General features: G+C 46.2%; 13 protein-coding genes and 1 tRNA gene. 8 read left to right on the top strand and 6 right to left on the bottom strand.

The features are described from left to right. The first annotated feature begins 4 nt into the window (after positions 1-4). The 5 genes from DXN05_RS21435 (at position 5) to DXN05_RS21415 (ending at position 6,367) form a co-directional block, all read left to right on the top strand. A complete protein-coding gene (locus DXN05_RS21435) occupies positions 5-1,786 on the top strand; it encodes an amylo-alpha-1,6-glucosidase (RefSeq protein WP_158559390.1) in 1,782 nt (593 codons plus the stop codon). Between the two features lie 97 nt (positions 1,787-1,883). Further along, the gene (locus tag DXN05_RS21430) at positions 1,884-2,480 is read left to right on the top strand and encodes an SGNH/GDSL hydrolase family protein (protein ID WP_158559388.1); all 597 of its coding nucleotides are present in this window, start codon (positions 1,884-1,886) and stop codon (positions 2,478-2,480) included. A gap of 35 nt (positions 2,481-2,515) precedes the next feature. After that, positions 2,516-3,883, top strand: coding sequence for a glycoside hydrolase family 27 protein (locus DXN05_RS21425; protein ID WP_116849343.1), 1,368 nt, complete (start codon positions 2,516-2,518; stop codon positions 3,881-3,883). Positions 3,884-3,893: 10 nt separating this feature from the next. After that, positions 3,894-5,804 (top strand): MGH1-like glycoside hydrolase domain-containing protein, encoded by a 1,911-nt coding sequence (locus tag DXN05_RS21420; protein WP_158559386.1) that lies wholly within the window; start codon positions 3,894-3,896, stop codon positions 5,802-5,804. Between the two features lie 113 nt (positions 5,805-5,917). Further along, positions 5,918-6,367 carry a cupin domain-containing protein gene (locus tag DXN05_RS21415; RefSeq protein WP_116849341.1) on the top strand — a complete coding sequence of 150 codons (450 nt, stop codon included), beginning with the start codon at positions 5,918-5,920 and terminating at the stop codon, positions 6,365-6,367. Between the two features lie 46 nt (positions 6,368-6,413). Here DXN05_RS21415 and DXN05_RS21410 read toward each other — a convergent pair whose 3' ends face one another. The 3 genes from DXN05_RS21410 to DXN05_RS24780 form a co-directional block, all read right to left on the bottom strand. Continuing rightward, positions 6,414-6,989, bottom strand: a complete 576-nt coding sequence (locus DXN05_RS21410; RefSeq protein ID WP_147314026.1) for a Crp/Fnr family transcriptional regulator — start codon at positions 6,987-6,989, stop codon at positions 6,414-6,416. A gap of 255 nt (positions 6,990-7,244) precedes the next feature. Further along, the gene (locus DXN05_RS21405; protein WP_116849339.1) at positions 7,245-8,120 is read right to left on the bottom strand and encodes a cupin-like domain-containing protein; all 876 of its coding nucleotides are present in this window, start codon (positions 8,118-8,120) and stop codon (positions 7,245-7,247) included. 156 nt (positions 8,121-8,276) lie between these two features. Continuing rightward, positions 8,277-8,450 (bottom strand): hypothetical protein, encoded by a 174-nt coding sequence (locus tag DXN05_RS24780; protein WP_158559384.1) that lies wholly within the window; start codon positions 8,448-8,450, stop codon positions 8,277-8,279. A gap of 104 nt (positions 8,451-8,554) precedes the next feature. Between DXN05_RS24780 and DXN05_RS21400 the strand changes: the two genes are divergently transcribed. After that, the gene (locus DXN05_RS21400) at positions 8,555-8,836 is read left to right on the top strand and encodes a DUF427 domain-containing protein (protein WP_116849408.1); all 282 of its coding nucleotides are present in this window, start codon (positions 8,555-8,557) and stop codon (positions 8,834-8,836) included. Here DXN05_RS21400 and ygiD read toward each other — a convergent pair. After that, complete coding sequence (gene ygiD / locus DXN05_RS21395; RefSeq protein ID WP_116849407.1) at positions 8,833-9,669, bottom strand: 4,5-DOPA-extradiol-dioxygenase; 837 nt, start codon at positions 9,667-9,669, stop codon at positions 8,833-8,835. The two genes, DXN05_RS21400 and ygiD, sit on opposite strands and share 4 nt — an antisense overlap. 98 nt (positions 9,670-9,767) lie before the next feature. Between ygiD and DXN05_RS21390 the strand changes: the two genes are divergently transcribed. Together DXN05_RS21390 and DXN05_RS21385 are read left to right on the top strand one after the other, a co-directional pair. Continuing rightward, positions 9,768-10,649 (top strand): DMT family transporter, encoded by an 882-nt coding sequence (locus DXN05_RS21390; RefSeq protein ID WP_116849338.1) that lies wholly within the window; start codon positions 9,768-9,770, stop codon positions 10,647-10,649. A gap of 84 nt (positions 10,650-10,733) precedes the next feature. Continuing rightward, positions 10,734-10,807: transfer RNA gene (locus DXN05_RS21385), tRNA-Pro, on the top strand. Between the two features lie 85 nt (positions 10,808-10,892). Here DXN05_RS21385 and DXN05_RS21380 read toward each other — a convergent pair. After that, positions 10,893-11,591, bottom strand: a complete 699-nt coding sequence (locus tag DXN05_RS21380) for a hypothetical protein (protein WP_116849337.1) — start codon at positions 11,589-11,591, stop codon at positions 10,893-10,895. A 210-nt stretch (positions 11,592-11,801) separates the two neighbouring features. Next, complete coding sequence (locus DXN05_RS21375; protein WP_116849336.1) at positions 11,802-14,207, bottom strand: TonB-dependent siderophore receptor; 2,406 nt, start codon at positions 14,205-14,207, stop codon at positions 11,802-11,804. Positions 14,208-14,400 lie beyond the last annotated feature (193 nt).

Below are 14,400 nucleotides of genomic sequence, written 5' to 3'. Positions count from 1 at the left end.
AAAAATGATGAAAAGAATATGGGTAATCATGGCATTTGTACTTATAGCGGCAGGTGCCTGTTCACAGGAATTAAGTTTTGATATCAGCAGGGTTCCCTTTAGTTACCGTGGATCATACCTTGCCATTCACCGGTTGACGAATTTGCTTAATGCTTCTGCCAAAAACGAACCGGATGGAATCATACTGAGAAATCTTTCCCGGCGCAAATTGTTTGACCAGTTTATCCGGCTCGAGGTTGTAGAAGATGGTAAAACTGTTACCCCTGAAATCATCGCCACACCCGGCCTGCTGACGCTGAAAACAGCGCGGGGAAGCGTGCAGTTTTGCTTTGAAAACGGGAATACCATTCGTGTCAGGGGCACGGCCCTGGGCCTTCGCATGAAGCCGCTGAATGAATGCTATGCCGTGGAAATTAATAAAAGGATCAGGCTGACCACCGGTGGTGCGAACGGTTTTTTTTGGATGATATCTCCTTTAGCAGGAACAATCGAACAAAGCGGGGACATCCCGGACAGCACAAAGCCGAATGATTATAGCCGGTATCTTGCAGAAGCGCAGCCTGGTAAGGATGGCACCTTTGAACTGGCGATAGAAAATTTTGTGAGCGAGTGGCAGCCCAGGGAATATACAAAGAACTTTGACCTATGTGCGGTGCAGGCTACCGGTGCTTTTACTGCCTGGATGAATAAAATGCCCCGGTTTAAAACTGGTTATCAGCAGGCAGCAAAGCTGGCGGCATATATTAATTGGTCATGCCTGGTAGCCGCCAGGGGGCAAATGAAAAGGGAAGGCATGCTGATGAGTAAAAACTGGATGAACCAGATATGGTCCTGGGACCACTGCTTCAATGCCATTGCAATGGCCCCGGTTGATGCTGCGGTTGCATGGGACCAGTTTGCCTGTGTATTTGATCACCAGAGTGAGATTGGTTCACTGCCCGACAGCTTTGACGATGAGAAGGAATTATGGGGTATTCTTAAAACGCCTGTCCATGGTTGGGCTTTGCGAAAAATGATGGAAAATAGCAAGATGGTAACGCCCGAAAGAATGAGAGCGATTTACCCGGCGCTGGTGAAATGGACCAATTTCTGGTTTGATTTCAGGGATCCTGATAAAAATGGACTGCCCCAGTATAACCATAGTTATGAATCTTTCGACGATACGCCGCCTTTTGACGTAGGATTACCTGCCGAAGCCCCTGAACTGGCGACTTTTCTTATTGTTCAAATGGACGTGCTGGCAGAGATAGCTGCCAGGCTGCAAAAACCAGCTGAGGCAGCGAAATGGACCTTAAGGGCAGACGCATTAACTGCTACACTCATCGGGCAATTATGGAAGGGCAATAAGTTTGTCGCACGCAATGTAAATACAGGTAAATGGAATGAAGAAGGGGACAGTTTTCTTTCTTATGTACCGTTGTTGCTTGGCAAACGGCTGCCACAAAATATTAAAGAGCGTTTGATCAGGGATCTGAAGCAAGCCGGTGGTTTGATGACACCCTTCGGTATGGCAACAGAAAGCTTAAGCAGTCCCTATTTTAATACGAACTCCTACACGCGTGGTTCGATATGGGCGCCGGTGAATTATATATTGGTTGATGGGTTGAAAAGTTGTGGCGAAAAGGTATTTGCTGAGCAAATCGCCAAAACCTATTGTGCACATCTGGCAGCAAAGGAATTTCCTGAAAGGCATGATGCCCGTACCGGGGAACAGAAATCTGACCCGGAATATACCTGGACCTCCAGCATTTTTTTGATTCTCGCATCACAATACCTCAACAAATAAATTTGAATAAATGAACCTGTTTGTAAAGCGTTTTTCTTTGTTACTCTTCCTGCCAGCATTGGCGGTGCTCTTAGGCATGGCACCCCCAAAAAAGAAAGTGATTTTCTTAGGAGATTCCATTACCTATGCCGGCGACCTGGAGGGCGGGTACATCCGGATGATGCGTGATACGCTGCAACACAACGGCAGTGATGATCGCTATGAACTGGTGGGCAAGGGTGTAGGCGGCAACAAAATACGTGACCTGCTCGCCAGGATTGAAACCGATGTCATCCAGCAACAGCCGGATATTGTTTTTTTGATGATAGGTATTAATGATGTGGGATTTTTCACCTGGCAGCCGACTGTTGGCGGCACCTTTCCTGATCAGTATGAGCTTGGATTATCCTATATCGTAAAGCGCTTACAGGAAAAACATATCAGCGTTATCCTGTGTACGCCCACCATTATCGGCGAAAAAAAACACGGCAGTAACCCGATGGATAAACAGCTGGATCAGTATGCAGCTATCATGCAAAAGGTGGCGAAAAAAAATGGCACGCTTTTCTGCAACATCCGCAAAGTATTTATTGATACACTCAAAACAATTAACCCGAATAATCAACAAAAGGGTATTCTTACGGTAGACAATGTGCACATGAATGAGAAAGGCAATAAGCTGATCGCTGAGACCTTCCTGCCCTTTTTGAAATAACCACTGACTTCTTCAGAATTTAATTTGTATTTGAAATGAAAATAATTGCTTTTTTGCTATTGTCATGCATATGGCTAACGGCAGTAAACGCCCAGGATAAGATGCATGTTGCCGAGCGGCCGCCTATGGGCTGGAATAGTTACAACTGTTATGGATCGGCCGTTCATGAAGATGAAATAAAGGCCAATGCCGATTACATGGCTGATAAACTTAAGCCTTTTGGATGGGAATATATTGTAGTAGATTTTCTATGGTCATATGATAACCCGCCTGGCTCCAATCTGGGGAATGTATCTCAAAAAAATCTCGAGGACGGCTCATTCATTCCCTGGCTATCTATGGACCAATATGGGCGGCTGCTTCCTCACCCTAATAAATTTCAGTCTGCTTTTAATGGTCACGGGTTTGGTCCGTTGGCGGATTATGTGCATGGTAAAGGACTGAAATTTGGCATTCATGTCATGCGTGGTATCCCAAAGCAGGCGGTGTGGGCCAGGTGCCCGGTGCTGGGAACGAATGGCATTACGGCCGATATGATTGCAGACACGACATCCACGTGTGGCTGGAACAACCATATGTACGGCCTGGATATGAATAAGAAAGGTGCGCAGGAGTATCTCAATTCGCTTCTTAATCTGTATGCTGACTGGCAGGTAGACTTTGTAAAAGTAGATGATCTGTCACGTCCTTATAGTGCTGCGGAAGTGGAAGGTTATAACAAGGCGATTGCTGCGTGCAGGCGTTCCGTAGTATTCAGCCTTTCGCCAGGTGAAACGCCGCTTGCACAAGCCGCTCACGTGGCAAGGTATGGCAATATGTGGCGCATGGCAGAAGACTTTTGGGATAACTGGAATGAGGTGCTTAATATGTTTCAGCTTGCAAAAAAATGGGAAGGCAAAGGAGGACCGGGACATTGGCCCGATGCCGATATGCTGCAAATCGGAAAACTTTCTAAAAGAGGGCCTGTTGGGGCAGAAAGGTACAGCAGGTTCACTGACGCGGAGCTTTACAGTCACATGACCTTTTGGTGTATCTATCGCTCTCCGCTCATGCTTGGTGGAAACCTGCCCGAAAACAGGGCAATTGAAGAAACATTATTTACCAATAGCGAAGTATTGAAAGTGAATCAACATGGAACTAATCCGCGGGAGTTGTCAAACCAAAATAATCAAATGATCTGGGTCAGCGATGCGGAAGATGGTAAAGCGGTTTATGCCGCAATATTCAATTTGGCGGATACTACCCGTCAGTTAACACTGGACTTCAAAATGCTAAATATGAAAGGGAAGGTGAGCCTGCGTGATCTGTGGGCCGGGAAAGATTTGGGAACATTCAGTAAGACGTATCAGACTTCTTACCCGGCACATGGTTGTATGCTGCTTAAACTTTCTGTTAACCAATAAACCGATTGTTGTGAAATACTATGCCGTCGCCTTCTTCATATGGGGCTGTTTAAACCTGTCAATACAGGCATGGGCGCAGCAGATGCCGTCTGCGATAAAACAGTATCAGCAGGTTCAAACAAAGCTTGCCAGGGGTTGGAACACCTGGAACACAGGCAGTGTTTTATCACAGGTGCATCTTCCGGAAGGCCTGGCGATTGACTTACTGTTAAAGGATACGCAGACAGGCGAATATTTAAAAACAGCGCTGGCCGGTTCACCAGGCGTAAAACTGAGTTTGGCAAAACACAGCAATACCGGGGATTATACCTGCCTGGTGCTGGAATGGCATAAGATCCGCTTGAAAATACAGTCCGCTACCACCGGTGATGATTTAGTGATGCAAATTGAACCCCTCGGTCCAAATTCAAACGGGGCACTTATCATCGAGCCTCACATGCTTTGGGGAAAGGGCGGCGTGCTGCTGCGGAAAGAAAACTTATATCTGAAAGAAGAAGAGCCATCCACTGCTTATGCATTTATCAGAAGCAGGCGTACAGGTATCTATACAACAGGAATAACAACGCCTGACAGCTATCAGCAACAGGCCGCAGCAAGTCTTGGCAAACGGGCTGATTCACCCGTTACTATTTCTACGGGTGTTGCAAGAACCAAAGAAGAAATTAATACAATATTGCAACGCGCTGAACAACGGTTACAGGTAGAACATGACAGGTACGGCGCTGATAGCGCTATATATGAAGCAATGCAAACAGTTCTTAATTGGAACCTGGTCTACGATCCTTCGAATAACCGGGTAATAAGTCCGGTAAGCCGTTACTGGAGCGTGAGCAGGGGCGGTTATGTGCTGTTTTGCTGGGACAATTATTTTGCTGCCTGGATGTTAAGCGAAGTAGACAAAGCCCAGGCTTATGCCAACGTGGTAGAAACAACTGCTATCATCGATGAAGCGGGTTTTGTTCCGAACCATAACGGCGCAAACGATATTAGTTACGACCGTTCCCAACCACCTATTGGGTCAATGGTTGTTAAAAGATTATATGAAAAATTCCATGATAAATGGTTAGTCGAGTTATTGTTTGACCGGTTATTAAAGTGGAATCGCTGGTGGCCAAAGCACCGGCAAAATGGTACTTACCTGAGTTGGGGATCTTCGCCGTTTGCAGGAATGGATTCCTCCATTTACAAAGAATCACCCATGCAACGGGCGATGTGGGAATCTGGACTTGATAATTCTCCGATGTATGATCATGTGCCTTTTGACAGTATAAAGAAACATACCATGGAACTTGCGGATGTCGGGCTTTTGAGTTTGTACATTGCGGATTGCCGGGCACTTGCATCGCTTGCACGAACTATCGGCAGGCAAAAGGAAATGCATGAGCTCACTCAAAGAGCGCAGCAGTACAATAAGGCATTGGAGACATTATGGAGTGAGAAAGATGGTATATACCTGAATAAACGAACAGACAACAACACGTTTTCCCACCGGCTCTCTCCAACGAATTTTTATCCATTGTTAACGGGCCTAACAGATAAGGCCAGGGCTGAAAGAATGATTAAGGAACACCTGATGAATACGACGGAATTCTGGGGAGACTATATTATACCCTCTATTGCGAAAAGCGATAACGCTTATAAGGACAATAACTATTGGCGCGGCCGTATCTGGGCACCTATGAATTTTTTGGTTTATCTGGGCTTGTGTAACTACCATGTCAAAAACGTCAGGAAGGAGTTTATCAGCAAATCAGAAAGACTGTTACTTCAAAGCTGGATACAGGAAAGGCATATTTTTGAAAATTATAATGCGCAGACCGGCGTTGGCGGTGACGTTACTAATAGTGATCCGTTTTATCATTGGGGAGCGCTGCTTGGTTTTATGGCTATTATTGAAAAAGATACAAAAACAATAAATTAACACGTTGCTGCCTGTTATCATAAGTCAATAAATACTCCTCCATTTTTTACCAATTGTTCATTGCGCAGCTCCCTGATGCCCTGTAGCTTTGACGCTTCAAAAAAGGAGATAGGATGAGCAGAACTTATTGGATTTTCGGCTGTAAACTTGAGATACTTGCCGATGAGCAGGACACAGCCGCTTCGTATGATTTGATTTTGGGTACATTGGCGCCGGGTGTAGAAATTCCTTTGCACAAGCACCACCGGTACACCGAATCACTAGTTGTAATGGAAGGCGAGATCACTGTTTTCCTGGAAGATAGTACCCACATAGTAAAACCCGGGGAGCATGTATTTATTCCAAAATTAACACCACATGCTGTATTAAGCACTGGTGCTACAGCAGCTAAAGTGTTAACGGTTGCCAGTCCCAGCAGTTTTGCCAGGCTGATACGTGAAACAGGCATTCCAGGCAGGCAAGATGGTGCAGCCCCCGATCTCGATAACGACCTGGGCAGCTTTGTGCGTATTTCTGCTGAACTGGGCGATGAACTACTGGGGCCTCCCGGTACCAGACCATAAGCATTATTCATAGCGCGGCTTTTGTATAACAAAGGCCGCGTTCTTGTTATCTGCTTAACTGCCGCCGTATTCTGCTAAGCGACTGCGGGGTAATATCAAGGTAAGAGGCAATATCACCTAAGGCCGCAGCCATGGCCACTTCGGGCTGTAGCTCCAGTAGCAGTTGGTATTTTTGTATGGCTGTTAACCCCAGGTAGGCATTTTTGCAATTGATCATATCTGCCATGGTAACATGGGTCATTTTATTGATGGCATCCTTCAGATAAGGGAATGATATGTAAAGCGTATGAAGATCAGCTATGGCGATGGACAATAGCTCGGTATCCACTATTGCCTTTAAGCCCTGCAATGCTGGTACATCATCGTAATAGCTGTACAAAAAGCCCATAAACTGGTGCTCCCGCATAAAATAGTAAATCGCATCGCGTTGCCCGGCACGCGGCAGCGTTATCTCCAATAAGCCTTTGTTGATAAAGTAAAGAACGGTGGCTTTTTCCCCGGCTTTGGAAAGTATATGGCCGGCCTTGTACATAATGGGAGTAAAAGCCTGGCGGATAAGCAGCTGGTCTGCTTTGGGGATAGTAGTAAAGCGTTGTAAATGGTGCATTAGCCGACTGTTCATACCTGCATTATTTGTTACAGCCATTGCATTAAAACAATAAGCCATCCTGCAAATTAACACTGCAATGCGCGCAATGTTGTGGTTGTTTCCCTCAATATCATGGTTGTTTCACAAGGTTGTATACGCTTAAGGATCACCTGCCGGCAGCCGGGCCTGTCGTCTTTGTTCCAAAGCCACCTGCCCGTAACCAATACAAAAACGCCTGCAGGTTTAACCTGCAGGCGTTTTTGATCGTGTATTGTATGTTAAGGCGAATCAGATTGCCTTATTCGCGGCGTTATAAATTTTGCGTTGTTTCCAGTTGTACCAGGTGCCGGGCATTGTTTTTTTCATCAGGCTGTCTATGTTGCGCATGCCTATTACATTCCAGCCGCCGTTGATTTTGCCTTTGATGGTTTTGTTCCATGCGCGCAGGCTCATAGCAAAGCCGCTTTCGAGGTACTCCATATGGTGCCAGTAACCACTGGGCATAAACAGGGTATCACCATGTTCCAGTATCACATCGAGGCCGTGGGTAAATGCCAGTGCCGGGAATTTATTTATGTCGATTTTGCTTTTCTCTGCATCATAATAATTGCTGAAGTCGGCAAGGCTTAGCACTTCAAAGGGTTTGCGGTAAAGTTTGTATTGTTCTTCTTTCGGAAAAAGCAATACCCTTTTACGGCCGATAAATTGCGTATGCATAATGTTGGGCAGGTCTATATCGAAGTGCATGTGTGTAATAGAACCCTTACCGCCTGCAAACATGGAAGGCATGCTTTTTAAAAAGCCTTTTACATAATCAGATGGCCATATGAAATCATCTTTTAACTGCGGTGCATGGGAGAAAATATTAAAGAAGAAAATACGCCATTCAGCAGGCCCGTTGCTGATCATGTCAATGTATTCACCAAATGTAGTATAACCATCTGCCTTGTTAATCGGGGTAAAAGCATCGCTTTTTATGTTGTTGTAGATGGGAATTTTTTTGTCGCCTGCAACTTCTTTCAGGTAGTTCCATGTCCATTTTTCATAAGCCAGCCATTGCTTCGACAGGTTGCGCAGCACCACCGGCTTATTCTGGTTGTAGTATTCCTGTATGAATGCTTCCGGAGTAATATCGTTTACAACCTCTACGGACTGAAGATACATTTGCTTACTTTTTGTAAATGTACCTCCAGTTCATCTAAATAAGCCGTATATTTTGATCAAATGCTGCAAACGCGTTCAGACTGGTCTTTTTTAACATTTCTATGCCTGTGCAAACGGTAATTGGTTGCCTTATATATGCTTTCGTTGTACAATATGTTACGCAGCTTTCAGATTTTTTACAGGGTTGGCAATGGCTGCAACAAACCCCCACCAGCTGATGCTGACGCGGTAAGCAAAACCCTGCGCCACTGGTGCATAGCCCACCATGCCTTGCCTTGTGCCGGATTGTTCGCTGGCGATACACCGGGCGTGCGGGTTGGAACGCAGCATACAGCAGCAGGGAAGTGCCGCAATGCGGCCATTACATTGTAAATTGCAGTACAATAAAGGCTGTGCAGGCAGCCCCGGAATATGTTACAATAAAAGCATTATTTATGAAAGCGATTTGGCAGGGTGCAGTGATTGCAGAGAGCAATGATACCATTGTGGTAGAAAACAACCATTACTTCCCGGAAAAAGATGTACAGCTTGCTTATCTTGAAAGCAGCGAGAAACACAGCATTTGCCCATGGAAAGGAGAGGCTTCTTATTACCACGTAAATGTGGATGGACATAAAAACAGCAATGCGGCCTGGTATTATCCCAAACCCCGTGCAGCAGCACAGGAGATTGCGGGTTATATCGCTTTTTACAAAGGTGTTGAAATAGTGCCTTAAACAGGTTCGCCTATTTGCACGGAGGTCATGGTTAAAGAGCCTCCGACTGCTTCATCATTAAAGAAGCTTATTTCATCCCTTGCAGATTGCAGTCCGAGTGTATACAACAGGGGCAGGTAATGCTCCGGTGTTGGTATGGCCAGCTTACCGGGTGTGCCCAGCCGGCTGTAATGAATCAGGTCTGCATGATTGTGGGTGCTGATGTGTTGTTTAAATACCTCGTTTATTTCTATCGCCCAATCGTAACCGCCGCCGTTGATCATCTCCCATGAAAGCATGCGCAGGTTATGCACCATATTACCGCTGCCAATGATGAGCACGCCTTTGCTGCGCAGGTGGTATAATTCACGCGCCAGTTCATAATGCCGGGCAGCATCTTTTGTATAATCAATACTTAGCTGCAATACGGGGATATTAGCCTGCGGGTACATATGCCGTACAACTGTCCAGGTGCCATGATCCAGGCCCCAGTCGTGCGAGAGTTCTACTTTGGCAGATGCAATACCTGCCGCCGTATCTGCTGCCAGCTGCGGGTTGCCGGGTGCAGGATACTGCACATCAAACAATGCTTTCGGGAAACCGCCAAAGTCGTGAATAGTAGGCGGCTGCTCCATAGCCGTTATTTTAGTACCCTGTGTAAACCAGTGTGCAGAAATTACCAGCACTGCAGCAGGCACAGGAATAGTTTGCGCAAGCGTAGCCCATTTATCGCTGAACATATTGTGTTCAATACCATTCATGGGTGAGCCATGGCCTACAAACAATACAGGCATTGCCTTTGGATAATAAGGCAGATCCCGGGTAAACTTCCTGAAATCGGATAAGGTATTCATAACGCCTGTAAAGTTACGCCGCATATATTGCCCCGCACTTGAGGTATGATAAGAAACAGTGTACGTATATTTGCCGGTTTTTAAAGAAATGTTAAGGAATGGAACTGGCAGAAGGCATTTTGTTCGCATTGTTATGGGCATCGGCAACAGCGGCAACTAAATTGGGCATACGATCGGCAGATCCTTATTTGCTAAGCTGCCTGCGTTTTACTGCGGTAGGCATTTTACAGTTGTTGTATGTATACGGCATTCGCCGCGGGCGTTACACTGTACCGGCCGGCAAACAGTTTAAACAGGTGCTGATACTCGCACTGCTGAATATCTTCCTGTACATTGGCGGTTTTGTGACTGCAGTAAAAATGGTGTCAGCCGGTTTAATCAGCCTGTTTTCGGCAACCAATCCCCTGCTTATCACTTTGTTTTCTGCCATATGGCTGCACCGCAAATTAACCCGCGCAGAATGTATTGGTATGGCGATCGCTTTTACGGGTTTGGGATTGGCAGCTTATCCTAATTTGCGGGAGAGCCATGCAACGGCTGCCGGTATCGCAATATTGATTGCAGGTATCAGTGCAATATCTGCGGGCAGTGTGTATTATGCAAAAATTCAGCTGCCGGTTCACCGTTTGGTGGTGAATGCCTGGCAGACTTTTCTCGGTGGACTTATGTTTATCCCCCTGGTGTTGCTGAACCACAACAACACTTACCTGCATGCAGATGCGAATTTTTATCTTTCTATCGGCTGGCTGATTGTGCCGGTATCAATTATTTCCTATGGCTTATGGCTGAACCTGCTCTCTAAAGACACGGTGAAGGCGGGCATGTGGCTGTTTATAACGCCAATGCTGGGATATGGCATGGCAGCCGTGGTATTGCACGAGAAAATAACTGCCTGGGCTATAGCGGGAACCTTGTTGGTAATTACGGGACTGTGGCTGTCGCGCAAAAGAAAAGAGGTGGTGGTAAAAATGAATGGATAGAAGTTTAAAAAAAGAATGCAACTTATTTTGTTGTGAAATGTAAATCCTTACCTTTGCACCCCGCGATTGAATAAATCACGGCCTCGGGAGGTAGTTCAGGCCGGTAGAATGCCTGGTTTGGGACCAGGAGGTCGCAGGTTCGAATCCTGTCCTCCCGACTAACAAGAAACCCGCAGCGAATAGCTGCGGGTTTTGTTTTTTACGGTAGGCCGCAGGTTCCAATCCTGTTCTCCGGGTGCTTAACTAGCAGATCAGCAATAACCTGCTTTGTCCGGATGTTTCCTCCGGTGCACGGTGAACACAGGGCAGGGCCTGGCTTCCAGGATAATCAACCGCCAGCTTCCACAGGTTACCAGGGCCTAAGTTTATTGGACGTGCACCCGGTTTGGCCTGGTAATGCAGATCAAAGAAATGTTCACTTAAGAATGATTCAAAATCTTCCTCCGCTCCGTGATATAGTTTTTTGAGTTCATCACGTATTTCAGGGATGAGTACTTTTTTTATACCCTGTGCATTGGGCAATATTTCACTCGATTCACCATGATAAGTACATAAAAAAGTATCGGTTGGTACAGGAGAGCGGTCTACATGAAAAGAATAAACATCGGTTGAAAAAAAAGGGTAGGCATCATCCCGGTCATAACAGCTGATCACATTAAGGCTTGGTGATGCGCCATGCGTTTTCAATGCTTCCCAATCATGCAAGAGTATTTCGCGGGCAAGTTGCCCTTGTTCACTCAACTGAAGTTCACGAAGTTCCGCTGGTTCAATTACTGTTATATTCCCGCTTAACGCTACCTTTTCAACAATTTCAGAAAAATCACCCGTCAGATTACGCGTCCAGCAAATTGCATTCATCTCTCCACTAAATGGCGTGGAAACAAGGTCCTGAAAATTCGTGACACTACGAATTTGATGCGCATCGTAAGATGAATCTGTCATAAGGATAAATGTATAGTCAGGCGAAGGCAAATACTGATTGAAAAACTTTCGATGAGAATAAGTGCAAAGCTAACAGAAAATGTGCAGCCGCGATCTCATATGCACAGGCTATCCAGGTCTATGATAAAGAGGGGCTAATTAAAAAAATCCGCCGGTTGCATTCATTCAGTGAAGCTCCGGCGGATTGTTGTTGAATAAGCTCTGTACTTACTAAAAGCGGTAGTTGATACCCAGGCGCCAGTTGCGGCCTGCTTCAGCCTGGGTGTAGTAGTAAGCTCCGTAAGCTGCGCCGGAGTAAAGATATTTATCGGCCAGGTTGTATACGTTGCAGCTGATGCGCAGCCTGTCTTTTTCCCAGAAAATGCCGCCATCAAATTTGGTGTAATCCGGCAAAGCCTGTTCACCTGTTGCGCCGGTCCAGGTCCAGGTGCTGCGTTCGCCGAGGAAGGTAAAGCCGCCTGATACACCAAAGCCTTTCAGGATGCCGCTTTGTATTTTGTAGTTCAGCCAGGCATTGGCAGTGTGTTTGGCGTAGCCCGGCACTTTGTTGTGCAGGGTAGCTTTGCCTGCTGCGCTGGTATCGGTTTTGGTGATCTGGTTATCGGTTAACGCATAGTTGGCAGTAAGGGTTAAGCCGGGAATGATTTCGCCATGCAGGTCAAATTCAATACCCTGTGCCCTTGTTTGTCCCAGCTGTACAACGTACCGGCCTGTAGGATCGCTGGGGTCGGTTGAGTTTTCGTTATTGCGTATAATGCGGTAAACAGACAGGCTGCTACCCCATTTGCCACCAGCCCAGTCGCGTTTAACACCTACTTCCATATTGTTGCCGGTAAGCGGTTTAACAGATTTGCCGTCTTTACGGAAGCCTGTTTGCGGAACAAATGCCTGATCCAGCAATGCGTACACAGAAGTATTGTCGTTAATTGAATAGCTGAGGCCAATGCGTGGTGTTACCCTGTTGGCTTTTGAATCTGCAGCGTATTCGCTTGCTTTAACATGCGTGTACCTGCCTGCCAGTGTCAGGCGCAGTTTGTTATTAAGGAAGCCCAATTCATCCTGTACATACAGGCCTACCAGGCTTTGCTTAACAGTACCGTAAACACCTGCACGTTGTGCAAGGGGAGTGGTTCTGTCCCATACAGGATAACCGTTAGAAGGGAAACCGTAAGAAGGGTTGGCATAATTGAACTGTGCATCCGCTTTATCCAGGTCGTGGTTCTGGTTCCAGTCTGCCATGTAGTCTTTTTCATTGGCATCAATACCTGCAAGAATGCGGTGGTGAACAGCACCTGTTTGCACATCGCCATTCAGGTAAGCCTGTGCAAATTTTGCCGTGCTCACCGCATCCCAGATGCTTACATTGCGGATCATGCTATCGGCACTAACCGAGGTAGCCCACATAGAAGAGCCAACGCCACGATAATCGTAGTAAGAAGCCTGTGCAAATAATTTCCAGTTATCATCGAGCTTGTGTGCCAGGCTTAACGTGGCAATCTGTTCGGTGATGTTGGTTGGTTCCAGTCCCGGGTCAAGAATACTGAAATCGCGGGGCAGGGTAGCATAACCTTTTGTAGAGAATACATAGTAACTGCCCACGTTAGATGATTTTACGTGCTGGCGGATGTATTCTGCAGTAAGCGTAGTGTTATCATCCAATTTAAAGCTGAGCACAGGTGCAATACTGTAGCGATCATTGAACTCATAGGCACGGAAAGAATTTTTGTTCTGGTCCATCAGGTTCAGCCGGTACAGCACTTTTCCTTCTTTATCGAGTTTGCCGTCAAAATCCAGTGAGGCACGGTATAAATCATAGCTGCCCAGGGTAATGCTGGCTTCACCTTTTGTAACACCTGTTGGTTTTTTAGTAACCACGTTGTAGATACCGGCCGGGTCACCAACCGACATCATAAAGCCGGCAGGTCCTTTCACAAACTCCACATGATCTACAAAGCTCATATCTTCTGTTAATGGCGACCAGTAAGAAGTAATGGTATTCATGCCATTGCGGAAAGCAGAGAGGCGGCTGCCGCGTGCGCTGATATTGGTGTACAGGTCGCCCCAGTGTTCGAGGCGCATTAAGCCGCTCACGTTGCGGATCAATCCGTCGCTCATGCTGGTGATTTGCTGATCGGTCATCACTTTGCTGTTCACGATCTGTATGTTCTGCGAAACATCAATGAGTGGTTCGTTAAGGCGCAGGGTAGGTGATACCTGCCTTGCGTTGTAACCATTCCTGCCAGATTTTACTGTAACGTCCTGCAGCTGCTGGCCGGATACTTTCAGCATAATAGATACTGAAGCCGTTTTGCCTTCGGTTACCGTTACAGGCACAATACTGCTTTCGTACCCTACCAGGCTCACTTCCAGCTGGTAATCGCCGGGTTTCACATTGTCGATGCTGAAGCTGCCATCTTCTTCGGTGAGTGTAGCTTTTTTGCTGCCCTGTATATTTACAGATACTGCTGCTGCAGGTTTGTCATCAGCAGTAAGCACTTTACCTTTGATATGCCCGTTTTTATTTTCATTATCTCCTTCACCGCCGTTTGCGATGGCATGTACAGCCAACAGCTGAAAACACAGCAGGAACAAAGCAAATCCCCGTAGCCAATTCATCTTATTCATATTTTGCATAAGCCTTTGTTAAAAATGCAAAAGTGCACCCTGCACGTCCAGATGGCTGACGCTATCGGGAATTTGATTTACGCAAAACGAAAAAAGGAAATTAACAACGATAATATGTTTTCATTAGTATTACAGGTTGTTTCAATGTGTTGGAATGACACAATTGTTAAAATATCAGTCATAT

Origin of the sequence: Deminuibacter soli, assembly GCF_003412455.1 — a bacterium.
In the GTDB taxonomy this organism is placed as follows: Bacteria; Bacteroidota; Bacteroidia; order Chitinophagales; family Chitinophagaceae; genus Deminuibacter; species Deminuibacter soli.
Note: the sequence above shows the minus strand (reverse complement) of the source record. Positions and strands in the feature narration are given on the sequence as shown.

Bases quoted from the DNA above. Each gene is read 5' to 3' on its own strand.
- ygiD (WP_116849407.1), bottom strand. From the start codon at position 9,669: ATGAATACCTTATCCGATTTCAGGAAGTTTACCCGGGATCTGCCTTAT.
- DXN05_RS21415 (WP_116849341.1), top strand. From the start codon at position 5,918: ATGAGCAGAACTTATTGGATTTTCGGCTGTAAACTTGAGATACTTGCC.
- DXN05_RS24780 (WP_158559384.1), bottom strand. From the start codon at position 8,450: ATGCTGCGTTCCAACCCGCACGCCCGGTGTATCGCCAGCGAACAATCC.
- DXN05_RS21400 (WP_116849408.1), top strand. From the start codon at position 8,555: ATGAAAGCGATTTGGCAGGGTGCAGTGATTGCAGAGAGCAATGATACC.
- DXN05_RS21410 (WP_147314026.1), bottom strand. From the start codon at position 6,989: ATGAACAGTCGGCTAATGCACCATTTACAACGCTTTACTACTATCCCC.
- DXN05_RS21435 (WP_158559390.1), top strand. From the start codon at position 5: ATGATGAAAAGAATATGGGTAATCATGGCATTTGTACTTATAGCGGCA.
- DXN05_RS21390 (WP_116849338.1), top strand. From the start codon at position 9,768: ATGGAACTGGCAGAAGGCATTTTGTTCGCATTGTTATGGGCATCGGCA.
- DXN05_RS21425 (WP_116849343.1), top strand. From the start codon at position 2,516: ATGAAAATAATTGCTTTTTTGCTATTGTCATGCATATGGCTAACGGCA.
- DXN05_RS21380 (WP_116849337.1), bottom strand. From the start codon at position 11,591: ATGACAGATTCATCTTACGATGCGCATCAAATTCGTAGTGTCACGAAT.
- DXN05_RS21405 (WP_116849339.1), bottom strand. From the start codon at position 8,120: ATGTATCTTCAGTCCGTAGAGGTTGTAAACGATATTACTCCGGAAGCA.
- DXN05_RS21375 (WP_116849336.1), bottom strand. From the start codon at position 14,207: ATGAATTGGCTACGGGGATTTGCTTTGTTCCTGCTGTGTTTTCAGCTG.